Annotated in this window: 20 protein-coding genes; 16 read left to right on the plus strand and 4 right to left on the minus strand. The window is 66.1% G+C overall.

Features of this window, described 5'->3' with window-relative positions; translation table 11 throughout:
- Positions 1-56 precede the first annotated feature (56 nt).
- Positions 57-1,259, plus strand: a complete 1,203-nt coding sequence (locus ACQY46_RS09805; protein WP_428700057.1) for an NnrS family protein — start codon at positions 57-59, stop codon at positions 1,257-1,259.
- Positions 1,260-1,261: 2 nt separating this feature from the next.
- A complete protein-coding gene (locus ACQY46_RS09810) occupies positions 1,262-1,930 on the plus strand; it encodes an NnrU family protein (RefSeq protein WP_428700460.1) in 669 nt (222 codons plus the stop codon).
- Between the two features lie 15 nt (positions 1,931-1,945).
- Here the strand turns inward: ACQY46_RS09810 and ACQY46_RS09815 are convergent, their stop codons facing one another.
- Positions 1,946-2,644 (minus strand): helix-turn-helix domain-containing protein, encoded by a 699-nt coding sequence (locus ACQY46_RS09815; protein WP_428700058.1) that lies wholly within the window; start codon positions 2,642-2,644, stop codon positions 1,946-1,948.
- A gap of 280 nt (positions 2,645-2,924) precedes the next feature.
- Between ACQY46_RS09815 and ACQY46_RS09820 the strand changes: the two genes are divergently transcribed.
- The 9 genes from ACQY46_RS09820 to ACQY46_RS09860 all read left to right on the plus strand — a co-directional run bounded on the left by ACQY46_RS09820 (position 2,925) and on the right by ACQY46_RS09860 (position 15,831).
- On the plus strand, positions 2,925-5,645 hold the full coding sequence (locus ACQY46_RS09820) for a nitrate/nitrite transporter (RefSeq protein WP_428700059.1): 2,721 nt from the start codon (positions 2,925-2,927) through the stop codon (positions 5,643-5,645).
- A 13-nt stretch (positions 5,646-5,658) separates the two neighbouring features.
- Entirely contained in the window at positions 5,659-9,411 is a 3,753-nt protein-coding gene (locus ACQY46_RS09825) for a nitrate reductase subunit alpha (protein ID WP_428700060.1), read from the plus strand.
- Positions 9,408-10,931: a nitrate reductase subunit beta gene (gene narH / locus ACQY46_RS09830; protein ID WP_428700061.1), complete on the plus strand. Its 1,524-nt coding sequence runs from the start codon at positions 9,408-9,410 to the stop codon at positions 10,929-10,931. The genes ACQY46_RS09825 and narH overlap by 4 nt, the downstream gene beginning before the upstream one ends.
- Positions 10,932-10,942: 11 nt before the next feature.
- A complete protein-coding gene (gene narJ, locus ACQY46_RS09835) occupies positions 10,943-11,641 on the plus strand; it encodes a nitrate reductase molybdenum cofactor assembly chaperone (protein ID WP_428700062.1) in 699 nt (232 codons plus the stop codon).
- Complete coding sequence (gene narI / locus ACQY46_RS09840) at positions 11,641-12,363, plus strand: respiratory nitrate reductase subunit gamma (RefSeq protein ID WP_428700461.1); 723 nt, start codon at positions 11,641-11,643, stop codon at positions 12,361-12,363. The genes narJ and narI overlap by 1 nt, the downstream gene beginning before the upstream one ends.
- A gap of 63 nt (positions 12,364-12,426) precedes the next feature.
- Complete coding sequence (locus ACQY46_RS09845) at positions 12,427-13,293, plus strand: peptidylprolyl isomerase (RefSeq protein ID WP_428700063.1); 867 nt, start codon at positions 12,427-12,429, stop codon at positions 13,291-13,293.
- Positions 13,294-13,327: 34 nt separating this feature from the next.
- A complete protein-coding gene (locus ACQY46_RS09850; RefSeq protein WP_428700064.1) occupies positions 13,328-13,945 on the plus strand; it encodes a carbonic anhydrase in 618 nt (205 codons plus the stop codon).
- Positions 13,942-15,222 (plus strand): molybdopterin molybdotransferase MoeA, encoded by a 1,281-nt coding sequence (locus ACQY46_RS09855; RefSeq protein WP_428700065.1) that lies wholly within the window; start codon positions 13,942-13,944, stop codon positions 15,220-15,222. The genes ACQY46_RS09850 and ACQY46_RS09855 overlap by 4 nt, the downstream gene beginning before the upstream one ends.
- Before the next feature lie 12 nt (positions 15,223-15,234).
- Positions 15,235-15,831 (plus strand): DUF2478 domain-containing protein, encoded by a 597-nt coding sequence (locus tag ACQY46_RS09860; protein WP_428700066.1) that lies wholly within the window; start codon positions 15,235-15,237, stop codon positions 15,829-15,831.
- On the opposite strand, the gene ACQY46_RS09865 is transcribed toward ACQY46_RS09860, so the two are convergent.
- From ACQY46_RS09865 to ACQY46_RS09875, 3 genes are read right to left on the minus strand one after another with little or no spacing between them, the layout of a single operon-like run.
- On the minus strand, positions 15,738-16,634 hold the full coding sequence (locus ACQY46_RS09865) for a DMT family transporter (protein WP_428700067.1): 897 nt from the start codon (positions 16,632-16,634) through the stop codon (positions 15,738-15,740). The two genes, ACQY46_RS09860 and ACQY46_RS09865, sit on opposite strands and share 94 nt — an antisense overlap.
- A 32-nt stretch (positions 16,635-16,666) precedes the next feature.
- Positions 16,667-17,299, minus strand: coding sequence for a 2-dehydro-3-deoxy-6-phosphogalactonate aldolase (locus tag ACQY46_RS09870; protein WP_428700068.1), 633 nt, complete (start codon positions 17,297-17,299; stop codon positions 16,667-16,669).
- Positions 17,286-18,242, minus strand: coding sequence for a 2-dehydro-3-deoxygalactonokinase (locus ACQY46_RS09875; RefSeq protein ID WP_428700069.1), 957 nt, complete (start codon positions 18,240-18,242; stop codon positions 17,286-17,288). The genes ACQY46_RS09870 and ACQY46_RS09875 overlap by 14 nt, the downstream gene beginning before the upstream one ends.
- A 110-nt stretch (positions 18,243-18,352) precedes the next feature.
- On the opposite strand from ACQY46_RS09875, the gene ACQY46_RS09880 reads away from it, so the two are divergent.
- The 5 genes from ACQY46_RS09880 (at position 18,353) to ACQY46_RS09900 (ending at position 23,589) form a co-directional block, all read left to right on the plus strand.
- Positions 18,353-19,279 carry a dihydrodipicolinate synthase family protein gene (locus ACQY46_RS09880; protein ID WP_428700070.1) on the plus strand — a complete coding sequence of 309 codons (927 nt, stop codon included), beginning with the start codon at positions 18,353-18,355 and terminating at the stop codon, positions 19,277-19,279.
- Positions 19,276-20,445, plus strand: coding sequence for a mandelate racemase/muconate lactonizing enzyme family protein (locus tag ACQY46_RS09885; protein ID WP_428700071.1), 1,170 nt, complete (start codon positions 19,276-19,278; stop codon positions 20,443-20,445). Before ACQY46_RS09880 ends, ACQY46_RS09885 begins: the two co-directional genes overlap by 4 nt.
- Positions 20,446-20,470: 25 nt before the next feature.
- A complete protein-coding gene (locus ACQY46_RS09890; protein WP_428700072.1) occupies positions 20,471-21,745 on the plus strand; it encodes an ABC transporter substrate-binding protein in 1,275 nt (424 codons plus the stop codon).
- A 94-nt stretch (positions 21,746-21,839) separates the two neighbouring features.
- Complete coding sequence (locus ACQY46_RS09895) at positions 21,840-22,748, plus strand: carbohydrate ABC transporter permease (RefSeq protein ID WP_306030570.1); 909 nt, start codon at positions 21,840-21,842, stop codon at positions 22,746-22,748.
- A 10-nt stretch (positions 22,749-22,758) separates the two neighbouring features.
- Positions 22,759-23,589, plus strand: coding sequence for a carbohydrate ABC transporter permease (locus tag ACQY46_RS09900; protein WP_306030569.1), 831 nt, complete (start codon positions 22,759-22,761; stop codon positions 23,587-23,589).

Raw genomic sequence — 23,589 nt, forward strand, 5'->3', positions numbered from 1 at the left:
GCCGGTGGCCGTGGCGAGAGACCCGGCGCGGTTAGGCCAACACAAGCGAGGGCGCGATGGCAATGGCGACGAGCGCGGAGCGGATGCGGGCATGGAAGGGCCTTGCGATCCTCACATACGGTTTCCGCCCCTTCTTCCTGGGCAGTGCCGTTTTTGCCGCGCTGGCGATGGCGGCCTGGATCCCCATGCTCGCGGGACGGCTGTCCCTGCCAACCGCCTTCGACCCGGTCTCCTGGCATGCCCACGAATTCCTGTTCGGCTATCTCGGCGCCGTGATCGCCGGTTTTCTGCTGACGGCGGTGCCCAACTGGACGGGCCGTCTGCCCCTGGTCGGATGGCCGCTCGCCGGTCTTTTCACGCTCTGGCTTTCCGGACGGATCGTGGTCGCCGTATCGGCCGGACTTCCGGCAAGCCTGGTCGCGGCGGTCGACCTCGCCTTTCAGGTGGTACTTGCGGGCGCGATCCTGCGCGAGCTTGTCGCCGGACGGAACTGGCGGAACCTTGTTGTGCTTGCAATGCTCGCCCTCATGATCGCCGGAAATCTGCTTTTCCATCTGGATGCGGCGCGCGGGGAGTATGCGGCGCAAGGGTCGGGCTTGCGGCTGGGACTTGCCGCGGCGGTGCTGATGATTGCCGTCATCGGGGGCCGGATCGTGCCCTCCTTCACCCGCAACTGGCTGGTGAAGCGTGGCGAGACCCGCTTGCCGCGCCCGCTCGGGCGATTTGACAAGGCGGCCCTTCTGGCCCTGTTTGTCGCGCTCGCGCTGTGGGTGGTGATGCCCGAGGGGGTGTCGACGGGCATTGCATTGATGGCGGCGGGGGCGCTCCACGCGCTCCGCCTGTCGCGCTGGGCCGGTGCGCGCACCGGCGCCGAACCGCTCGTCTGGATCCTGCACGCCGGCTACGGCTTCGTTCCGGCCGGGGCGCTGGCGCTCGGCACGGCCATCCTGTTCCCCGGGATGCTTGGCACCGCCGCCGCGCAGCACCTGTGGCTTGCCGGCGCCATCGGCGTCATGACGCTCGCTGTGATGACGCGCGCCACCCTTGGTCATACCGGACAGGCGCTTGCCGCCGGCCCGGGAACGGCGCTTGTGTATCTGCTGCTGATCTGCTCGGTCCTGATGCGTGTGCTGGCCGGCCTGTCACCGGCCCAGGCGGAGATGCTCTACGTGCTGTCCGCCCTCACATGGATCTCGGCATTTGCCGGTTTCGCCGTGCTCTACGGCCCCTTGCTGGCGCGCTACCGGAAGACCGTGTGAGCATGGCCTGGGCGGAGCTGGCGATTGCCTTCGCGGTGTTCTTTGTCAGTCATTCGCTGCCGTTGCGCCCTGTCGTGCGGAGCCGGGTCGAGGGCCTGATCGGCCGCCCCGCCTTCCTGATCGCCTATTCGGCTCTGTCGATCGCCGTGCTGGCATGGTTGATCGGCGCTGCCGGGCGCGCGCCCTACGTGGCACTGTGGCCCTGGCAGGCCTGGCAGATGCATGTGCCGGCACTGGCGATGCTGCCGGCCTGCCTGATTGTCGCGCTGGCGATCGCCCGTCCCAACCCGTTCTCCTTCGGTGGCCGGGCGAACGAAACCTTCGATCCCGCGCATCCAGGGCTTGCCCGCTGGTGCCGTCATCCGCTGCTTGCCGCGATGGCGCTGTGGGCGGCGGCGCATGTCATCGCCAATGGCGATCTTGCCCACGCGCTGCTTTTCGGAACGTTCGCCGCCTTCGCGCTTGCCGGGATGAAGATCGTCGACCGGCGCCGCCAGCGTGAAATGGGCGCCGGATGGCAGTCGCTGTCGGATGCGGTCGCGGCGTCGCCCCTGCTGCCGGGGCCGGTCTCCGCAAAGGCGCTCGCCTTGCGTCTCGTCGCCGGGCTTTGCCTTTATCTCGGCCTGATCGCGCTCCACCCCTATCTAATCGGCGTCAACCCGCTCCCCTGACCAACCCGGTCGGTCTCAATGCTCGGGGTCGTCGATCAGCGGTGTCGGCTTTGCCAGGCGGACAAGCTCGTCGGGATTGTCTATCCGCACCCGGCTGTTGTCGACCTCGACGCCATAGGGCTGCAGGGCCCGGATCGCCCGCGACAGGTTTTCCGGCGTCATGCCCAGCAGCGATGCCAGCCGGCGCTTCTCCATGTCGAGTTCGAACTCCGGGCCTCCGCCGGAGACCGCGCGCATGCGCAGCAGGTAATTGGCCAGCCGCTCGATCGAAGTGCGCAGCTTGAGGTTCTTCTTGCCTTTCACAACCGCCCGGTAGGCCTGGGCGAGTTCCGCGACGACGGCGCGGGCGAAGGCGTTGTCCGTGTCGAAGACCGCGCGCACATCCGTCGAGGGGACCAGCACCATGCGGGTCTTCTCGATGGTGCGCGCCGACATGAGATAAGGCGCGTCGCGGATCGTTGCGGCAAGAATGAAGGCGTTCACCGGCTGGACGATCGCCATGCTCGTCTCGCGACCGTTCCAACTGGCGAAGAGCTCGACGCTGCCGTCCACCACGATATGCAGGAAGTCGCAGGCATCGCCCTCGGAAACGATTTCGACATGCGGGGGGAAGGTCTGGACATAGGCCGCCCGCATGAGCGCACCGAAACTGTCGTCGCTCATGTTGCTGAACAGGGGGAGACTGCGGACCTCCGGAATGTCACTGGTTCTCATTGCCCACCCTTGCCCGTCGCGGCCTGCCGACTGCGGTCGTGTTTCTTCTCTTGATATTTATCAAGAGAAGAAACAAAAAACATCAGAATAATATGAATTCTATGTTGATCGACGAATTGCACGGGTTGCGCCGATGAGCTGACATTTTTCTATAAGCCATTTATTTCAAAAGACTTTTACGTGTTTCTTGACTTGGATCAAGTTCGGCACACCCGCCTCCTGCTGTGTTGGCGCCTGAGCTTTTGGCTCGAGCGAAGCGCATCCGCCTGGAGGCATCGACATGCAAACCACTGACAGCGTCAGACCCGCCGAACAAAATCGCGCGCTGGCACTGAGCACAATCGCGTTCACCGCCTGTTTCGCGGTCTGGACGATTTTCTCCATCATCGGCGTGGCGATCAAGGACGAGCTCGGGCTGACGGACACCCAGTTCGGACTTCTCGTCGCGACCCCGATCCTGACCGGCTCCGTCACACGCCTTTTCCTCGGTGTCTGGACCGAGAAATACGGCGGCCGCCTTGTCTTCTCGGCGCAGATGATACTGACGGCGCTGGCCACTTGGGCGCTGACACTGGCCCATTCCTACACGATGTACCTGGTCGCCGCACTCGGCATCGGCCTTGCGGGCGGCTCCTTCATCATCGGCGTTGCCTATGTCTCGCGCTGGTATGATGCCGGCCGTCAGGGCACGGCGCTGGGCATCTTCGGCGCCGGCAATGTCGGTGCGGCGGTGACCAAGTTCGTCGCGCCCTTCGTCATGGTCGCCTATGGCTGGCATGGCGTCGCCTACGCCTGGGCGATCGGCCTTGCCATCGTCGGCGTTCTCTTCTTCATCTTCGCCAAGGACGATCCGGAACTCATCGAGCGCCGCCGCAGCGGCATCAAGTCGCCGAGCCTTGCACAGCAGTTCGCGCCGCTGAAAAACCTCCAAGTCTGGCGCTTCTCGCTCTACTACTTTTTCGTCTTCGGCGCTTTCGTCGCGCTGGCCTTGTGGATGCCGCACTACCTGATCGACGTGTATGGCGTCGACGTGAGAACCGCCGGCATGAGCGCCGCGGCCTTCTCGCTGTCGGCCTCCCTGTTCCGCGCCTATGGCGGTCATCTGTCGGACCGTTTCGGTGCCCGTTCGGTAATGTACTGGACCTTCGGCTTCAGCCTCGTGCTGCTGTTCATGCTCTCCTACCCGCCGACCGACTATGTCATTCGCGGCAAGGACGGGTTGATCTCCTTCACCACGGAAATGGGCCTGTGGCCCTTCGTTGGCACGCTCTTCGCCCTCGGCTTCTTCATGAGCCTCGGCAAGGCGGCCGTCTTCAAGCACATCCCCGTCTATTATCCCAATCACGTCGGCGCGGTCGGCGGTCTCGTCGGCATGATCGGCGGCCTTGGCGGTTTCGTCCTGCCCATCGCCTTCGGCGCGCTGCTCGATTTGAGCGGCATTTATACGAGCTGTTTCGCGCTGCTCTTCGGCGTCGTCGCGGTCTCGCTTGCGTGGATGCACCTGTCGGTCCGCGCGATGGAGCGGGCAGCCCACGGCGAGGCGCTGGATGCCCTGCCGCAACTGCCCGAGATGCAGCCGATCCACCATCCCGAGAAGACCGCGATGCCGCGCATGCTCGACGACTGGCGGCCGGAGGACAAGGGCTTCTGGGAAGGGACGGGCCGCCATGTCGCGCGCCGCAACCTGTGGATCTCGATCCCGTCGCTGCTTCTGGCTTTCTCGGTCTGGATGGTCTGGTCGGTCGTCGTCGCCCGGCTTCCCGCCATCGGGTTCGACTTCACGCCCGGAGAACTGTTCTGGCTGGCGGCGCTGCCGGGCCTGTCGGGCGCGACGCTGCGCATCTTCTACAGCTTCATGGTGCCGATCTTCGGTGGCCGCTTGTGGACGACGCTTTCGACCGCTTCGCTGCTCCTGCCGGCGCTCGGCATCGGCTATGCGGTGCAGAACCCTGACACTCCGTACCTGATCTTCCTCACCCTGGCGCTGCTGTGCGGCTTCGGTGGCGGCAACTTCGCCTCCTCGATGGCCAACATCGCCTATTTCTTCCCCAAGGCGGAGAAGGGCAACGCGCTGGCGCTCAATGCCGGGCTTGGCAACTTGGGCGTCTCGGTGATGCAGTTCCTGGTGCCGCTGGTCATCACGGCGGGCGTCTTCGGCGCCCTTGCCGGCGAGCCGCAGGTCATGTCCGACGGCGGGCGCCTGTGGATGCAGAACGCCGGCTTCGTCTGGGTTCCGCTGATCCTGATGGCGACCGCCGCCGCCTGGATCGGCATGAACGACATCGCCGACGCCAAGGCGAGCTTCCGCGAGCAGGCGGTGATCTTCGGCCGCAAGCACAACTGGCTGATGTGCATTCTCTACACCGGCACATTCGGCAGCTTCATCGGCTACTCGGCGGGCTTCCCGCTGCTCACCAAGCTGCAGTTCCCGGAAGTGAACGCTCTCCAGTATGTGTTCCTGGGTCCGCTTGTCGGTGCGCTGTCACGCGCGGCAACGGGCTGGGTCAGCGATCGCTTCGGCGGCGGACGGGTCACCGTCTGGGTTTTCGCCGGCATGATCCTGGCGGTCTTCGGCGTTATCGCCTCGATCGGTGCGGGCAGCTTCGAGGGTTTCTTCGCGGCGTTCATGGCGCTGTTCCTGCTGACCGGCATCGGCAATGCCTCCACCTTCCAGATGATCCCCGCGATCATGGGCCGGGAGATCCCGCGCCTGATGCCGGAGCTGGACGCGGCCGCGAGCCGCAAGCAGGCGGAGCGCGAGAGCGCCGCGATCATCGCCTTCACCAGCGCGATCGCCGCTTACGGCGCCTTCTTCATCCCCAAGGCCTACGGCACCTCGATCGCCATGACCGGAGCTCCCGTGGCCGCGCTCTGGGGCTTCCTCGGCTTCTACGTGATCTGCCTCGTCATCACCTGGGCCTGGTACACGCGCCCGGGCGGCCTCCTGCACGACATCGAACGTGGCCGCGCAGCGGCCGCCACCGCCCAGCCCGCCGAATAGAAAGGACCGGACCATGAGCCATCTGCTCGACAGACTGAACTTCTTCCAGTCGAAGGAACTGGAGAGGTTCTCCAACGGCCACGGCCAGGTCACGCGTGAAAACCGCGACTGGGAGGAGACCTACCGGAACCGCTGGCGCCACGACAAGATCGTGCGCTCCACCCACGGCGTGAACTGCACCGGCTCGTGCAGCTGGAAAATCTACGTCAAGTCGGGGATCGTCACCTGGGAGACCCAGCAGACCGACTATCCCCGCACCCGCCCCGATCTTCCCAACCACGAGCCGCGCGGTTGCGCCCGCGGCGCCAGCTACAGCTGGTATCTCTATTCCGCCAACCGGGTGAAGAACCCGCTGGTGCGCGGCCGGTTGATGAGGATCTGGCGCGAGATGCGCCGCACGATGAGCCCGGTCGCCGCCTGGACGCGCCTGCAGAACGATCCCGTGCTGCGCGCCTCCTATGTCGAGAACCGGGGCAAGGGCGGTTTCGTGCGGGCGAGCTGGGACGAGGCGACGGAGTTGGTCGCCGCAGCCAATGCCTACACGACCCGCAAGTATGGTCCCGACCGGGTCTTCGGCTTCTCGCCGATCCCGGCCATGTCGATGGTCAGCTATGCCGCGGGCTCCCGCTACCTGAGCCTGCTCGGCGGCGTCTGCATGTCGTTCTACGACTGGTATTGCGACCTGCCGCCGGCCTCGCCCATGACCTGGGGCGAGCAGACGGACGTGCCGGAATCGGCCGACTGGTACAATGCCGGTTACCTGCTGCTGTGGGGATCGAACGTTCCCCAGACCCGCACGCCGGACGCGCATTTCTACACCGAGGCGCGGTATCGCGGCACCAAGTCGGCCGTCATCTGTCCCGACTATTCGGAAGCGGCGAAGTTCGGCGACGTGTGGCTCAACGTCAAGCAGGGCACCGACGCGGCGCTGGGCATGGCGTTCGGCCACGTCATCCTGCGCGAGTTCCATCTCGACCGGCAGGCGGAGTATTTCGAGGACTACTGCCGCCAATATTCCGACATGCCGATGCTGGTGCGGCTGGAGGCGCGCGACGGGCGGCTGGTCCCGGGCCGCTTCCTGCGCGCCGACGATCTCGACGGCAAGCTCGGCGAGGCCAACAATCCCGAGTGGAAGACCGTCGCCTACGACGAGAGTTCCGGTTCGCTCGTCGCCCCCAACGGCGCCATCGGCTACCGCTGGGGCGAGAAGGGCACCTGGAACCTTGAGGAACGTGCCGGCGCGGCCGAGACGCGGCTGAAGCTGACTTTCATCGGCGAAGAGGACCGCGACGACGTCGTCGGCGTCGATTTCCCCTATTTCGGCGGTGCGGCGAGCGAGGCCTTCACCACCGGCGACACGCGTCCCGACATCCTCACCCGCAACGTGCCGGTAAAACGGGTGCAGACCGCCGATGGCGAGGTCGCGGTCGCCACGGTGTTCGACCTGCTTTGCGCCAATTACGGCCTCGACCGGGGTCTTGGTGGCGACTGGGTGGCGAGCGACTACGCCGACGACTGCCCCGGCACACCCGCCTGGGCGGAGAAGATCACCGGCGTGCCGGCCGACAAGATCGCCCATGTGGCGCGGGAATTCGCCTCCAACGCGGAAAAGACCAAGGGTAAGTCCATGGTCATCATCGGCGCGGCGATGAACCATTGGTACCACATGGACATGAACTATCGCGGCGTCATCAACATGCTGGTGATGTGCGGTTGCATCGGCCAGTCCGGCGGCGGCTGGGCCCACTATGTCGGCCAGGAAAAGCTCCGGCCGCAGACCGGCTGGGCGCCGCTCGCCTTCGCGCTCGACTGGGGCCGCCCGCCGCGCCACATGAACTCCACCTCCGCATGGTACGCCCATACCGATCAGTGGCGCTACGAGACGCTGGAGGCGAGCGAGATCCTGTCGCCGACGGCGCCCGAGGGCGACTGGGACGCAAGCATGATCGACTACAACATCCGCGCCGAGCGGATGGGTTGGCTGCCGTCCGCGCCGCAACTGAAGCAGAACCCGCTCGACGTTGCCCGCGCCGCAAAGGAGGCCGGCGTCGAGATCAAGGACTATGTCGCGCGCGGCCTGAAGTCCGGCGAGCTCGAGATGTCCTGCGAGGATCCGGATGCGCCGGAGAACTGGCCGCGCAATCTCTTCGTCTGGCGCTCCAACCTGCTCGGCTCGTCCGGCAAGGGGCACGAATATTTCCTCAAGCACCTGCTCGGCACCGATCACGGCGTCCTGGGCGGTGACCTGAAGGAGGAGGGGCGCCCGCTTCCCAAGGAAGCGCGCTGGCACGACGAGGCACCGCGCGGCAAGCTCGACCTGCTGGTCTGCATCGACTTCCGCATGTCGACCACCGCGGTCTATTCCGACATCGTCCTGCCGACGGCCAGCTGGTACGAGAAGAACGACCTCAACACCTCCGACATGCATCCTTTCATCCACCCGCTGCAGGCGGCGGTGGATCCGGCCTACGAGAGCAAGTCGGACTGGGAAATCTTCAAGGCGATCGCCGCCAAGTTCCAGCAGGTCGCGCCGGAGGTGCTTGGCCGCGAGACCGACATCGTCGCGCTGCCGATCCTGCACGACACGCCGGCCGAGATCGCACAGGACCAGGTGAAGGACTGGAAGAAGGGCGAATGCGACCTGATCCCGGGCAAGACGGCGCCGGCCTTCATTGCCGTCGAGCGGGACTATCCGGCGCTGTATGACCGCTTCGTCGCCCTCGGCCCGCTGATGGACAAGGTCGGCAACGGCGGCAAGGGCATTGCCTGGAAGACGGGTCACGAGGTCCAGCACCTGCGCGACCTCAACGGCGTGTGGGAGGAAGGCCCGGCCAAGGGCTGCGCCCGCATCGTCACCGACATCGACGCGAGCGAGGTCATCCTCATGCTTGCGCCGGAAACCAACGGCGAGGTGGCGGTCAAGGCCTGGCAGGCGTTGTCGGACTTCACGGGCCGCGACCACACCCATCTGGCACTGCCCAAGGAAGACGAGAAGATCCGCTTCCGCGACATCGCCGCTCAACCGCGCAAGATCATCTCCTCGCCGACCTGGTCGGGGATCGAGAGCGAGACGGTCTGCTACAATGCCGGCTACACCAACGTCCACGAACTGATCCCCTGGCGCACGCTGACCGGCCGCCAGCAGCTCTATCAGGACCATCTGTGGATGCGGGCCTTCGGCGAGGGCCTGGTCTCCTACCGGCCGCCGGTCGACCTGAAGACCGTCACCGGGCGCATCAACACGGATGCGCGCGACGGCGAGCCGCACCTGGTGCTCAACTTCATCACCCCGCACCAGAAATGGGGCATCCACTCCACCTATTCGGACAACCTCTTGATGCTGACGCTCAACCGCGGCGGCCCGGTGGTGTGGATCAGCGAGACGGACGCGAAGCGGGCCGGGATCGAGGACAATGACTGGGTCGAGGCCTACAACGCCAACGGTGCGCTGACCGCGCGTGCGGTCGTCTCGCAGCGCATCAAGGACGGCACGATCTTCATGTATCACGCACAGGAGAAGATCGTGAACACGCCGGGCTCGGAGAAGACCGGCCTGCGCGGCGGCATCCACAATTCGGTCACCCGCGCCGTGCTCAAGCCGACCCACATGATCGGCGGCTACGCCCACCAATCCTACGGTTTCAACTACTACGGAACCGTCGGCTCCAACCGCGATGAATTCATCGTCCTGAGAAAGATGCGCAAGGTCGACTGGCTCGATGAGCCCGCGTCCGCAGACGCAAGCCACGAGGAGGCCGCCCAATGAAAGTGCGCGCACAGATCGGCATGGTGCTCAACCTCGACAAATGCATCGGCTGCCACACCTGCTCGGTAACCTGCAAGAACGTGTGGACCAGCCGCGAGGGCGTTGAATACGCCTGGTTCAACAATGTCGAGACCAAGCCCGGCACCGGCTATCCCACCGACTGGGAGAACCAGAAGCGCTGGAACGGTGGCTGGGAGCGCACGCGCTCCGGCAAGCTGCGGCCGAAGCAGGGCTCCAAGTGGCGGATCCTGGCGAACATCTTCGCCAATCCGGACCTGCCCGAGATCGACGACTACTACGAGCCTTTCGACTTCGACTACGACCATCTGAAGTCGGCGCCGGAGATGAAGGCCTTCCCGACGGCGCGTCCGCGTTCGGTGATCACCGGCGAGCGGATGGAGAAGATCGAGAAGGGGCCGAACTGGGAGGAGATCCTCGGCGGCGAGTTCGCCAAGCGCGGCGAGGACTACAACTTCGAAGGCATCCAGAAGGAGATCTACGGGGAATACGAGAACACCTTCATGATGTATCTCCCCCGGCTCTGCGAGCACTGCATCAACCCGACCTGCGCGGCGAGCTGCCCGTCGGGTGCGATCTACAAGCGCGAGGAGGACGGCATCGTCCTGATCGACCAGGAGAAGTGCCGCGGCTGGCGGATGTGCGTGTCCGGCTGCCCCTACAAGAAGGTCTATTACAACTGGTCGACCGGAAAGTCGGAGAAGTGCACGCTTTGCTATCCGCGTATCGAGAGCGGCAATCCGACCGTCTGTTCGGAGACCTGCGTCGGGCGCATCCGCTATCTCGGCGTCATCCTCTATGACGCCGACCGGATCGAGGAAGCGGCAAGCGTCGAGAACCCGATGGATCTCTACGACGCGCAGCTCGGCATCTTCCTCGACCCCAAGGATCCGGCGGTGATCGAGGCGGCGCGCGCCGACGGCATCCCCGAGGACTGGATCCGCGCCGCGCGGGAAAGTCCGATCTGGAAGATGGCGATGGAGTGGAAGGTCGCCTTTCCGCTGCATCCCGAATACCGGACGCTGCCGATGGTCTGGTACATCCCGCCGCTCTCGCCGATCCAGAACGCCGCCCAAGCCGGCAAGATCGGCGTCGACGGCGCCATGCCTGACGTGCGCTCGCTGCGCATTCCGGTGAAGTATCTCGCCAACATGCTGACGGCGGGCGACGAGGGGCCGGTGGTGCAGGCGCTTGAGCGGATGCTGGCGATGCGCGCCTACATGCGCGCCAAGACCATCGAGGGCGAGCTCGACGAGGGCATCGCCGAGCGTGTCGGCCTCACCGGGCGGATGATCGAGGACATGTACAAGATCATGGCGCTTGCCGACTACGAAGACCGCTTCGTCATCCCGACGACCCATCGCGAACAGGTCGAGGAAGCCTATGACCTCAAGGGTGGTTGCGGCTTCACCGACGGCAATGGCTGCTCGTCGGGAACCAGCCAGGCGTCGCTGTTCGGCGGCAAGAAGCGGCCGCTGAAGATGCCGACGGAGGTGATGTGATGGACCGCTCGATGAAAGCCCTGTCCCTGGTGCTCAGCTATCCGGGCGAGGAACTGCAGCGCGCCATGCCCGAGATCTCGGCGGTCTTTGCCGCCGAGACAAGGCTCACGGCGCTGGCGCGACGCGGCATGCGCGATCTCTGCGACATGCTCGCCACGGGCGATATCTACGATCTGCAGGAAGCCTATGTCGGCCTGTTCGATCGCTCCCGTTCCTTGTCGCTGAACCTGTTCGAGCATGTTCACGGCGAGAGCCGCGACCGTGGCGGGGCGATGGTCTCGCTGCTGGAGACCTATCGTGCCGCAGGCTTTGAGCCCGCGACAACCGAGCTGCCGGATCACCTGCCGGTGCTGCTGGAGTTTCTGTCGAACCGGCCGGCGGAGGAGGCGACCGATATTCTCGCCGATGCCGCCCATATCCTTGAGGCCTTGCGTCAGCGTCTGCAACGGCGCGAAAGCGCCTATGCGGCGGCCTTCGAAACCCTGGGACAACTCGCCGACGCGCGTCCGGACGACACGGCGCTTGCCGGGCTTCTGGCCGAACCGGAGATCGATCCTTCCGACCTTGAGGCGCTCGATCGTGTCTGGGAGGAGAGCGAAGTGACCTTCGGTCCCGATCCCAATGCCGGATGCCCGCAGGTGCGCGACATGCTGGCGCGCATGGACACACCCGTTTCCGTTCCGCTCGCTCACGGCCACGCGGCTGAATGATGGAGGTCGAGATGCACAATTTCGTGTTCGGTATCTATCCCTATATCGCGCTGTCGGTGCTCGCGATCGGTTCGATCGCGCGCTACGAGCGTGACCCCTTCACCTGGAAATCGTCATCGTCGCAGCTCCTGCGCAGGCGCCAGTTCGTCATTGGTTCGGTGCTGTTCCATGTGGGGGTGCTGGTGATCTTCTTCGGACATCTCTTCGGCCTGCTGACGCCGATCTGGGTGTTCGACATGCTCGGCATCAGCCATGGCGCCAAGCAGCTTCTTGCCGTCGTCGGCGGCGGCATTGCGGGCGTGATGGCTCTGATTGGCGGCGGCATGCTGTTCCACCGGCGCTGGACCGATCCCCGCATTCGCAAGACGTCCAGCTTCGCCGATATAGGCATTCTGGCGCTGCTGCTTGCCCAACTGGTGCTGGGCCTGGCGACCATCGTCGTCTCGCTGCAGCATCTCGACGGCCACGAGATGACAAAATTCATGGCCTGGGCGCAGGGGATCTTCACCTTCCAGAAGGACGCGGCCGCGCATATCGCCGACGTCTCGCCGATCTTCAAGCTGCATCTGGCGCTCGGCCTGACGATCTTCCTGCTGTTTCCCTTCACCCGGCTCGTCCACATGCTGTCGGCGCCGCTGCGCTACCTGCTGCGGCCGGGCTACCAGATCGTCCGCTCCCGGCGGCAGACGCCGCTTGCCGGGCGCGGTACGCGCCAGTCCTGAAACGGTCTCGACACGGGTGCGGTTGCATGGACTTGCAGCCGCCCGAACCTTCGGAGAAAGAACATGGCCAATGCCCGTCGAACAGTGATCGCCGTGAAGGGCGTCGCGGTGGAAGGACAGGAAACGGCGGCCGAGCCGTTCATGCGCGAGATTGTCGTCAATGGCGAACATCTGCCGGTCGCGGCGATCGGCACGGAAGCGCAAAACCATCCTGTCCGGGACGGCTCGCCGCGCGCCGCCTGGCAGCGCGCCGCCGAGGCGCTCGCCATCCGCACCCTGCTGCTGCAGGAAGCGGCCCGGCGGGAGATCGTCACGGAGCGGCGTGAGGTCGGCCCCGGGCGCTACGAGACGGACGAGGAGGCGCGTATCCGGGCGCTGCTGGACCTGGTCGTCGAGGCTACCCCGTCCGAGGACGCGGCAGTCCGCCAGGAATGGCAGCGCGACCCCTCGCGCTTCAGGTCGCCGCCGCTGTGGGAAGTGTCGCATATCCTGTGCGCTTGCGAGCCGGGAGACAAGACGGGCGCGGCGATCGCGCGCGACCGGGCACGCCGGCTTTGTGCCGAGGCGCTGGCCGATCCGTCCGGCTTCGCAAGGCTCGCCGCGCGCGCAAGCGACTGCGGATCGCGATCCAGTGGCGGCACCCTCGGCCAGCTTGGCCCGGGCGACACCGTGCCGGAATTCGAGACGGCGTTGCGCCTTCTTGGCGACGGCGAGGTCACGGCGGAGCCGGTGGCAACACGGCACGGCTATCACGTGATCCGTCTCGATGCGCTGGCCGAAGGGCAGGTGCTTCCCTACGAGGCCGTTCGTCCCAAGATCGCGGCCGCCATGGAAAAGGCGTCCTGGGCACGCGCCGCCCGGGCCTTTGTCGCGGATCTCGTGGCTTCGGCGGAGATTTCGGGTGTCGATCTTTCCACCCGGACTGCCTGACGCGACGCCCTGGTCCCGTTTTCGGAGGTTCTGCATGCTCAGTGACCTGCTCAGGCGAAACGGCGAATGGTCGGCGCAGCGCAACGCACAGGAGCCGGGTTATTTCGCGCGGCTGGCCATCCGCCAGTCGCCGGAGTTCTTCTGGATCGGATGCTCCGACAGCCGGGTGCCGGCCAACGTGGTGGCCGGTCTCGATCCCGGCGAGGTCTTCGTCCATCGCAACGTCGCCAACGTGGTGCATTCCTCGGACATGAACCTTCTGAGCGCGCTGGAATTCGCGGTCGACACGCTCGGTATCCGCGAGATCATCGTCTGCGGGCACTATGGCTGCGGCGGCGTCAGGGCCGCGACGGAAGGCCTTCCGCACGGGCTCGCCGACCATTGGCTCGAACCGATCCGTCGTCTTGCGCGGGCCTATGCGATCGATCTTGCCCGGGCCCGGTCCGTCGAGGACCGGCGTGACCGGCTGGCCGAGCTCAATGTCATCGAGGGTGTCCGGCGGGTATCGGAAACGCCGATCCTGCAACGCGCCTGGGCACGCGGCGGGAACATCAATGTCCACGGCCTGATCTACGGGCTCAACGACGGGCTTTTGCGCAACCTCGACTGCACGGTTGCGCAAGATCATTTCACTCCGGAGGTTAGGTCATGAAGACCGTGCATCGTCTCGAACGACCAGGATGCGGCTGCGGCGAGGATGAGGTTGGCGACGGTCTCCTGTCACTCGACGGGGCGCTCGCCCGGATCGCGGGGAAGTCGGTTGCGGTCGAGGAGACCGAGCACGTTTCCCTGCAACACGCACGAGGCCGTGTTCTGGCCGAACCCGTCATTTCCGCCACCCTGTCGCCTCCTTTCGACAATGCCGCGATGGACGGATACGCGCTCGCCGCCGGCACGCTCGAGGGCGAGGGGCCCTGGGTCCTGCCGGTTGGCGATTGCATCGCTGCCGGCCACGTCCCGGGCGACGCGGTGCGCGAGGGAAGCGCCGTGCAGGTGCTGACCGGTGCGCCCTTGCCGAAGAGAACGGACACCGTCGTCATGCAGGAGCATGTGCAGCGCGAGGGCGACCGCTTGGTCCTTCGCCGTCGCCCGGAGGTCGGCACCCATATCCGCCCCGCAGGCGAGGACATGATGCCCGGCCAGGTGATCGTGGCGGCGGGAACCCGGCTCGGGCCGCGGGAGATCGCCGCTGCCGCTGCGGCAGGTGCGGGATCGCTCCGCGTTCGCCGCAAGCTCAGTGTCGTGATCCTTGCCACCGGCGATGAATTGCGCCCGGCCGGCGATCCGCTTGCGGGGGCTCATATCTGGGATGTCAATTCCCCCATGCTGGCGGCGGCCATCTCCCGCGAGGATGTCGAGGTTCTGGTCTCGCGCCACGAGGGGGATGCGCTGGGTCCGCTCAGGGCGCGTCTTTCCTGTCTGTCGGAGACGGCCGATGTCATCGTCACCAGCGGCGGCGTCTCGGCCGGTGCTGCGGATCTCGTTCGTCCCGCCATCAGCGGCCTTGGCGGCGAGACCGTCTTCAGCGGCGTTGCCATCAAGCCCGGCAAGCCGTTGACGTTCGGACGCCTTGGCAAGGCCTTCTGGCTTGGCCTGCCGGGCAACCCGCTTGCCGCCTTCACCACCTGGATGTTGTTCGGCAACCGGTTGCTGGAACGCCTGGCGGGGATTTCGGCGCCCCGCGCCCGTCGGCGCCACGTGGTGACCGGGATGAGACTGAGCCACAAGCCTGGACGCTGCGAGTTGCGGCTCGCCCGCCTTGCCGGGTTCGACGGATTGGGCCGTGAGGTGATCCTGTGCCCTGACGTGACCAATTCCGCCCGCGTGTCGCTGCTGCCCCAGGCTGACGGGCTTGTGCTGATCCCGGCCGAAGTCGAGTCAATCTCGGAAGGAGATTTGCTCGAATTCGTACAGTTTTTCGAAAGATAGGGAGTTCTCTTGATGAAACTTGCATTTGCGATATCGCCGGGGCGCGGTGATGTGGACCTGTTGATGGCCTCTCTTTCCGAGGTGTTGCAGGTGGATGGCCTGCGTGTTTGCGGAACGGTCCAGGTCAATTCGGAGCGGCCGGACGACGGTCCCTGCGACATGGATGTGAAGATCCTGCCCGAAGGGCCGGTGATCCGCATTTCCCAGTCGCTCGGCAAGGCGTCGCGCGGCTGCCGGCTCGATCCGGACGCGCTGGAGAGCGCCGTCGGTCTCGTGGGAGCGCGGCTTGCCGCCGGCGCCGATGTCCTGATCATCAACAAGTTCGGCAAGCATGAGGCGGAAGGGCGCGGTTTCCGCGACTTGATTGCTGAAGCAATTGGCAGGGAGATCCCTGTTCTGGTGGGGCTGAACCGCTTGAACGCGCCGGCCTTCCAGGAGTTTTGTGGCGGCCTTGCCGTCGAGTTGCCGCCGCACGCCGCGGATCTTGCCGCCTGGGTCTGGGAGGCGGTTGCCGCTCAGGACGGACGTCGTTCCGTGCACATCAATCCGAGCCCGCAGACGGCGATCAGCGCGGCGCCGGCAAGCGTCAGCGGGCGCGGGGCGGCCTGAAAGAGGACGAGATCGAAGAGTGCCGCCCAGAGGACGGCGGAGTAGCGCGTGGCCGCGACCAGCGTCGAACGGCGTGCCCGCGTCGCCGAGGCGATCAGCAGGTTGCTGAGGATGTAGAAGCCGATCATCGCGGCGAGAATGCCGCTCTCGCCGGCTTGCAGGGGACGCCACTCGGTGATGGCACCGAGCGCCACGGCGAGGACCAGCGTCGCGATGCTGGCGGTGAAGGACAGTTCCAGGCTGGAAGCGTCCGATGCGCGCCGGCTCGTGACCAGGTCGCGCGTCACGTAAAACACGGCCGAGATGATTGCGAAGATGGCGCCCCTGGCGCTGCCCGCCAGCGCCGGCCCGGTCGCGACCATGGCGCCGGCAAACCCGATCAGCAGCAGGACCCGGCCGCGCGGGCTGAGCGGCTCTCCGGCGAGCACCCAGTTCGCCGCCATCACGCCGATGGGGATCGTCATCATCACGGTTGCGATGAAGCTGAGCGAGGCGAGCGTCAGCGCGTGCATCAGGCAGACGGTGGCCAGCGCCTCGAGGGCGGCCCGCGCGATCACCGCCGGCGGCGGCCGGCGCAGCCCGCGCCGGATCATCACCGGCAGCAGGACCAGCACGGTTCCCGCGGCGCGCAACAGGATGAGCTGGCTCGTCGGCATCGTCGCCAGCAGCTTGACGCAGGCATTGTTGATGACGCCGGCACCGACGGCGAACAGCCCCTCGACAAGGGCGCGCTTCTCGTCCGGCGCCGGTCGTTGTGGGACCGCCGTCACCGGTGCGGTCGGCACGTCTGCCTTGCGGCTCATGAAAGCTCCGGAGTTGGAGGCTGGGGCGGAGGTCAGTCCCGGGGAAAGGCGGCTCTCGCGGCGGCGACGAAATCTTTCGCGGTCTTGGCCAGCGTGTCGAGGTCGGTGCCGGGCCGATAGAGCGCGCCGCCAATGCCGAACCCGTCGGCGCCGGCCTTGCGCCAGTCGGCGATCGAGGCGGCATCGATGCCGCCGACCGGCAGCAGCAATGCGTCCTTCGGCATGACGCTGCGCCAGGCCTTCAGCGCCGCCATGCCGATGGCGTCGGCCGGGAAGAGCTTCAGTCCGTCGACCCGCTGGCGTAGCGCGGCGAAGGCTTCCGAAGGAGTGGCGACGCCCGGCAGTGTGACGAGGCCGAGGCGCTGCGCCTCCTCGACGACATCGGGTGCGTAGTTCGGCGCGACCATCAGTCGGCCTCCCGCCTCGGCGAGGCGCCGGCAGTCGGCCGGGTCGGTGACGGTTCCGGCACCGATCATCGCCCTGTCGCCATAGGTTCCAGCCAGCCGCTTGATGCTGGCGAAGGGATCGGGCGAGTTCAGCGGCACCTCGATGGCGCGGAAGCCGGCATCATAAAGGGTCCCGGCGACACCGAGGATTTCGTCCGGCTTCACGCCACGCAGGATCGCAATGAGCGGGCAGGCAGCAAGGGCGTCATGCAGCGTCATGGCGGGTTCCTTTTCCGGCTGCAAGAATGGCGCGCGCACCATCGATGGCGGCATGCTCGCTGCCAGCGACGACTTCAAGCCCGAAATGGCGTGCAACATCGGCATAACGCCGGTTGAGCCCGTCATTGCCGACAATGCCGATCCGGTCGCCTTGCCCGAAGAAGCCGCAGGCCCGAGCCTGACGGAATTCCTGGGCGATCAGCAGGCCGGAGACATAGTCGCGAATGTCGGCGGCGGCGAGTTCGCCGGCCAGCATGCCGGTGCGTGCCGAAAAGATCAGCGACATCATTGCCTCGCCATCGATCGTATCCGTTGCGCCTTCGGAGATGCCGCGCTCGAAGGCCGTGGAGGATCCGCCTTCGGTCGCCGCGCCGGCGGCGCGCGCGATGAAGGAATGCTGGACAAGCAGCGCGTAGAGTTCGCCGGTCACGAAGGTGCGAAAGCCGGAAATGCGGCCGCCGGCGATACGTGCCCATTTGCTGTGCGTGCCGGGAAGCACGATCGTCGCGTCCTTCTCAAGGCCGAAGCCGACGATCTGGGTTTCCTCTCCGCGCATGACATCGGGAAAGGGCTTGCGCGCCGGATCGTTGATCCCCGGCAGCAGGATCGCGCAAGACCCGTTGACGAGCCGGCGCCGGACCGCACCGCCGGCAAGGTCGCCCGGCGTGCAGGGGCAGGGGACATAGGGCACCTCGATCCATCCGTTGCGGCTGGTGACCATGCCGACGAGCACGATGTCGAGCGCGCCCTCCGCCGCCAGCCAGGGCTCGAGCAGACGCAGCAGTGTCGCCTCGAACGCGTCCTTGTCGACGAACTGGATGCCGTCGCCGGTCTCGATCCGGTCGCGTATCGCGCCGTCGGCCGACAGAAGCACCGCGCGAAACGACGTGGTGCCCCAGTCGACGACGACATGGGCTGCGGGCAATTCCGGGATGGAGGGCATGAAGGGTCCTTTCGGGCACGGCGTGGCGCGAGAGCATTGATGCTTGTCTTAGCTCGGGAAACAAGATAGTGTCAATTTATGAAACATAGTCTCACATATTGGACATATAGATGACGAGCGCGCTTGCTGGCATTCTTCCCGTTCTTCCGACCCCTTTCACCAAGGCGGGTGAGGTCGATGCATCGGCGATGCGACGCCTGGTGCGTTTCGCGCTGGACTGCGGCGTTGATGGTGTCGTCTTCCCGGGGTTTGCCAGCGAGGTGGAGAAGCTCGACGGCGCCGAGCGCTCGCAACTGCTTGCGGTCGTGGCGGACGAGGTTGGCGGTCGCGTTCCGATCATTGCCGGTGCCAGTGCGGGATCGGCCGTCGAAGTGATCGGGCACGGACGCGCGGCGGCGGCGGTCGGCGTCCATCACCTGATGATCCAGCCTCCGGTGGCGATCGGGCCGGAGGCCGGAGCGGTCACGGCCTTCATGGCCGAGGTTGCGGCCGGGCTTCCCGGCGCGCGCATCGTGCTTCAGAACGCGCCGGCGCCGCGCGGCTCGGACATCTCGCCGGAGGCGCTTGTCAGCATCGCCGGGGCGGTGCCGCAGGTCGTCTATATCAAGGAGGAGACCTTGCCGGCCGGACCCGCGATCTCCCATCTGGTCGCGCACGGGCCGGAGACCCTTGCCGGGATCATCGGCGGCGGCGGGGCGCGCTATATCCTGGATGAATATGCGCGCGGGGCCTGTGCGGCCATGCCGGCAATCGAGATTGTCGACGAGCATGTCGCGATGGACCGGGCCTGGCGCGCCGGTCGCCGCGACGAGGCGCGCGCGATCTATGTGCGGACCCTGCCGCTGCTGACGCTCCAGGCGGTCTATCGGATGCGCCTGACGAAGCATGTGATGAGCCGGCGCGGCATCCTCGACAATACGGTTGTTCGCGCGCCGACACCGGAGCTGGATGCCCCGGCCATCGCCGATATCGACGCCAACCTGGCCGAGCTCGGACTGATCGCCGCGCCGCTGGCGGTCGAAGGGGGGCGTCGATGAGCGACGCAGTTCGCGCCATCGAGGTCTTCGCGCTGATGCAGACGCGCGACACGCCCTATCTGGGAGCCTCGCGACCGGGCGAGGAACCCAATGCGCGCGGCTACCTGGTGCGCAGGGGCAACCGCACGGTCTATCCGACTTTCGACCGCAGCGTGCTCGTGCGCATCGAGACGCGGGACGGCGTTACCGGCTGGGGCGAGACCTACGGCCTGGTGGCGCCCGGTGCGGTCGCGGAGATCATCAAGGACCTGCTCACCGATTTCACCATCGGGCGGGACCCGTCAGACCCATCGGCGATTTACGACGATCTCTACGACCTGATGCGTGTGCGCGGCTATACCGGCGGCTTCTATGTCGACGCGCTTGCCGCCATCGACATCGCGCTTTGGGACATTGCCGGGCGGATCGCCGGCAAGCCGGTTGCGGAGCTTCTCGGCGGCGACCGGTCGAAGATCATTCCCGCCTATGTGTCCGGCCTGCCGGAAAAGACTGCTGGCGCCCGCGCCGAGCTAGCCCTGTCCTGGCAGGCGCGCGGCTTCAACGCCTTCAAGTTTGCGACCCCGGTGGCCGATGACGGCCCGGCGGCGGAGATGGAGAGCTTGCGTGCGGCTCTCGGGCCGGATGCGCGGATCGCCGCCGACATGCACTGGAACCAGAGTGCCGACGAGGCGCTGGCCCTGATCGGGGCAATGGAACCGCACGGGCTGTGGTTCGCCGAGGCGCCGGTGCGCACCGAGGATATCGCGGCGCTGGAAAAGGTGTCGAAGGGAACCGACGTGCCGATCGCCGTCGGCGAGGAATGGCGCACGGTCTGGGACATGCGCCACCGGGTCGAGCGCTGCCGGATTTCCATCGTCCAGCCGGAGATGGGGCACAAGGGGATCACCAATTTCACCCGCATCGGGACGCTTGCCGCCGAGCGCGGCATCGACGTGTTGCCGCATGCAACGATCGGCGCCGGGATATTCCTCGCCGCCAGCCTGCAGGCGAGCGCCGCCCTGCCGACGCTTATCGGCCACGAGTTCCAGCATTCGATTTTCGAGCCGAACCGACGCCTTCTCACCGGCGACATGGATTGCAGGGAGGGTACCTACCGCCTGCCGACCGGTGCGGGGCTTGGGGTCAGGCCATCGGAGGAAGCGCTGCGCCTCATGCAGCGGATCTAAAAAAAGCCAAGTGGAGGAAACGCAAATGACCAAGTTCTTCGGACGATCCGTCAAGGCCGCGACGATTGCCGCCATGCTGTCGGCGACCATGTTGTCGCCGGCGCTGGCCGACACGACCCTCAAATTCGTCTCATGGCAGGTGGACGATGCCGGCACCGGCGACTGGTGGAAGGCGGCCATCGCCGCCTTCGAGGAAAGCCATCCCGGCGTGACGGTCGAGTTCACCAAGGTCGAGCGCGCCGCCTACGCGGACACGATGACGACGCTCTTTGCCGGCGGCCAGCCGCCGCATATCGTGCATCTGGCCTCGTTCGAATACCAGTCCTTCGCCGAGAACGGCTGGATGGAGAACCTCGGCCCCTGGCTTGAGAAGGACGGCATCGACACGGCCGGCTGGGCCGGCCAGGGCAAGTGCGTGTGGAGCGGCGAGACCGCCTGCATCATGCTGAACTATTTCGGGTTCATCATGGCCTACAACAAGGCGATCCTGGACAAGGAAGGCCTTGCGGTTCCCACCAGCTATGCCGAGTTCCTCGACGTGGCGCGCAAGACCACCAAGGACCTCAACGGCGACGGCATCACCGACCAGTTCGGCACCGGGCACGAGACCAAGGGCGGCGCCGGCCAGTACCTCACCGAGATGCTGAGCTACATCCTCGACGCCGGTGCCTACTGGACCGATGCCGACGGCAAGGTCACCATCGACACGCCGGAAATGGTCGAGGGCCTGACCCGCTGGAAGACCGTCGTCAAGGAAGGCCTGACCCCGGTCGACATGTCGGCCGGCGACATCCGCAAGCTCTTTGCCGACGGCAAGGTGGCGCTCCGCCTCGACGGGCCGTGGCTCTACGGCACGATGCAGAAGGGCGCGGCCGCCGCCGACACCGTCGTCGCGGTTCCGCCCTTTACCCCGCCGGTCGGCGGCTCGTCCAACGTGCTCGGCATGGCGAGCGAGATCTCCGATGAGGAGAAGGCGCTCGTCTGGGACTTCGTCAAGCTGGTGATGTCGCCCGAATGGCAGCGCAAATACGCCACCATCGGCAAGAACACGCCGCCGAGCCCGGCAGCAGACGTTTCCGGCGTCGAAAAGGAGGTGCCGCATTTCCCGCTGCTCATCGAGACGATGAAGGCGGCCGCGGCGGCCAATGTCGACCGCATCCCGACCGGACTGGAGATCCAGTACAACGAGTTCGGCAAGATGGTGCAGGAAGAGGTGCAGCGGATGCTGATCGAGGATCTCGATCCGGCGGATGTCGTCAAGACCATGCAGGCGCGCGCCGAGGCCATCCAGAAGGGCTGAGTTCCCGCGGCGACGACCGGCTCCTCGCATGAGGGGCCGGTCTTTTCTTGAGACTGTGAAACGCCGCCGCGCAGTGCCGGCGGCAGGAGGTTGCATGACACGCGCCCGGATATTCGACCTGGCCCGGCCCAGCCGCCAGCACCTGCTCGGCTATATCCTGCTCGCGCCGGCGGTGCTGCTTGTCGGGCTGATCATCGTCTACCCGCTGGTCATCTCGATCGACCTGTCCCTGCAGGCGGTGAAGCTGCCGCGCATCGGTGCGCCACGGGCCGATTTCACCCTGGCGAACTACGAAAAGCTGTTCTCCTCGGCGGAGTTCTGGATGGCCTGCTGGGTGACGCTGAAGCTCGTCTGCGTCGTCACGATCGGCAGCCTGGTGACCGGCGTCTCCACGGCGCTTCTCGTCAACAACCGGTTCCGGGGACGGACGCTGGCGCGCCTTGCGATGGCGCTGCCCTGGGCGGTGCCCGAGGTCATCGCGGTGGTGATCTTCGCCTGGATCTTCGACAGCTCCTTCGGCCTGATGAGCTGGCTGCTCGTCACCCTCGGCCTCTCCGACGGCATGGTCGCCTGGGTTTCCACGCCGGGCGCCGCCTTCTGGGCCGTGGCGATCACCATGATCTGGAAGGGGTTCCCCTTCGTCTCGATCATGACCCTGGCCGGGCTGCAGTCGATCCCGGCCGACTTCTACAACGCCGCCAAGGTCGATGGCGCCAATGTCTTCCAGCGTTTCCGCTGGATCACCCTGCCGCTCCTGATGCCGGTGCTCGGCGTCACCCTCGTGCTGGTCATCCTCTGGGTCTTCCGCGATTTCTCGATCATCAAGGTGCTGACCGAGGGCGGGCCGCTGAAATCGACCCAGACCCTGTCGATCATGACCTACGACCAGGCCTTCGGTTTCTTCAACTTCGGCTATGCGTCGGCGGTCGGCGTGGTCACGCTGGTGATCTGCGTCGTCGCCAGCCTGCTGATGCTGGGTCGCGAGACCCGCGCGATGTATTGAGGCAACGGCGATGAAACGAACCCCGATGCAGAGCCTTGTGCTCTACGGCACTGTCATCCTGCTGGCGGCGCTGATCCTGTTCCCGGTCTACTGGCTGCTGGTCACCGCGCTGTCGACCTCCGCCGACCTGTCGCAACTGCCGCCGAGCTTCTGGCCCGAGAACGCCCAGTGGCAGGTCTTCGCCAAGGTCTGGGAGGAGCGGCCGATCCCGACGTGGCTGGCGAACTCGATGCTGGCGGCAATCGGCTCCGTGGCGCTGTCCATGGTGGTCTCGGTGATGGCCGGCTATGCGCTCTCGCGTTTTTCCATCCGCGGCGGCCATTCGCTCGGCCTCTTCATCCTGACGGCGAAGATGCTGCCGGCGACGCTGCTCGTCATTCCGCTCTTCTCGATCTTCCGCAGCTTCGGGATGATCGGCAGCCTGTGGACGCTGGTGATCGCCCATTCGACGCTGATCATCCCTTTCACCACCTGGATGCTGAAGGGCTATTTCGACACGATCCCGCGCGAGCTTGAACAGGCGGCGATGGTCGACGGCTGCTCGCCGATGGGGGCGATGCTGCGCGTGGTGCTTCCGGTGGCAACGCCCGGACTGGCGGCCACCGCGCTCTATGCCTTCGTGCTCAGCTGGGCGGATTATGCCTATGCCCGCACCTTCCTGATCAACGCGCAGGGCAGCTGGACCGCCAATCTGGGCATCACCACGATGCGCGGCGAATACACGACGGACTGGAACGAGATTTCGGCCGCGGCCGTCTTCGTCGCGGTGCCGATCATCCTCATCTACCTGTTCCTGGAGCGCTACCTGGTCGGTGGTCTCACCGCCGGTGCGGAGAAATAA

The sequence above is a fragment of the Stappia sp. genome, assembly GCF_965276915.1.
Classification (GTDB): Bacteria; Pseudomonadota; Alphaproteobacteria; order Rhizobiales; family Stappiaceae; genus Stappia.

Coding starts and splice junctions, on each gene's coding strand:
- ACQY46_RS09805 (WP_428700057.1), top strand. CDS start 57: ATGGCAATGGCGACGAGCGCGGAGCGGATGCGGGCATGGAAGGGCCTT.
- ACQY46_RS09810 (WP_428700460.1), top strand. CDS start 1,262: ATGGCCTGGGCGGAGCTGGCGATTGCCTTCGCGGTGTTCTTTGTCAGT.
- ACQY46_RS09815 (WP_428700058.1), bottom strand. CDS start 2,644: ATGAGAACCAGTGACATTCCGGAGGTCCGCAGTCTCCCCCTGTTCAGC.
- ACQY46_RS09820 (WP_428700059.1), top strand. CDS start 2,925: ATGCAAACCACTGACAGCGTCAGACCCGCCGAACAAAATCGCGCGCTG.
- ACQY46_RS09825 (WP_428700060.1), top strand. CDS start 5,659: ATGAGCCATCTGCTCGACAGACTGAACTTCTTCCAGTCGAAGGAACTG.
- narH (WP_428700061.1), top strand. CDS start 9,408: ATGAAAGTGCGCGCACAGATCGGCATGGTGCTCAACCTCGACAAATGC.
- narJ (WP_428700062.1), top strand. CDS start 10,943: ATGAAAGCCCTGTCCCTGGTGCTCAGCTATCCGGGCGAGGAACTGCAG.
- narI (WP_428700461.1), top strand. CDS start 11,641: ATGGAGGTCGAGATGCACAATTTCGTGTTCGGTATCTATCCCTATATC.
- ACQY46_RS09845 (WP_428700063.1), top strand. CDS start 12,427: ATGGCCAATGCCCGTCGAACAGTGATCGCCGTGAAGGGCGTCGCGGTG.
- ACQY46_RS09850 (WP_428700064.1), top strand. CDS start 13,328: ATGCTCAGTGACCTGCTCAGGCGAAACGGCGAATGGTCGGCGCAGCGC.
- ACQY46_RS09855 (WP_428700065.1), top strand. CDS start 13,942: ATGAAGACCGTGCATCGTCTCGAACGACCAGGATGCGGCTGCGGCGAG.
- ACQY46_RS09860 (WP_428700066.1), top strand. CDS start 15,235: ATGAAACTTGCATTTGCGATATCGCCGGGGCGCGGTGATGTGGACCTG.
- ACQY46_RS09865 (WP_428700067.1), bottom strand. CDS start 16,634: ATGAGCCGCAAGGCAGACGTGCCGACCGCACCGGTGACGGCGGTCCCA.
- ACQY46_RS09870 (WP_428700068.1), bottom strand. CDS start 17,299: ATGACGCTGCATGACGCCCTTGCTGCCTGCCCGCTCATTGCGATCCTG.
- ACQY46_RS09875 (WP_428700069.1), bottom strand. CDS start 18,242: ATGCCCTCCATCCCGGAATTGCCCGCAGCCCATGTCGTCGTCGACTGG.
- ACQY46_RS09880 (WP_428700070.1), top strand. CDS start 18,353: ATGACGAGCGCGCTTGCTGGCATTCTTCCCGTTCTTCCGACCCCTTTC.
- ACQY46_RS09885 (WP_428700071.1), top strand. CDS start 19,276: ATGAGCGACGCAGTTCGCGCCATCGAGGTCTTCGCGCTGATGCAGACG.
- ACQY46_RS09890 (WP_428700072.1), top strand. CDS start 20,471: ATGACCAAGTTCTTCGGACGATCCGTCAAGGCCGCGACGATTGCCGCC.
- ACQY46_RS09895 (WP_306030570.1), top strand. CDS start 21,840: ATGACACGCGCCCGGATATTCGACCTGGCCCGGCCCAGCCGCCAGCAC.
- ACQY46_RS09900 (WP_306030569.1), top strand. CDS start 22,759: ATGAAACGAACCCCGATGCAGAGCCTTGTGCTCTACGGCACTGTCATC.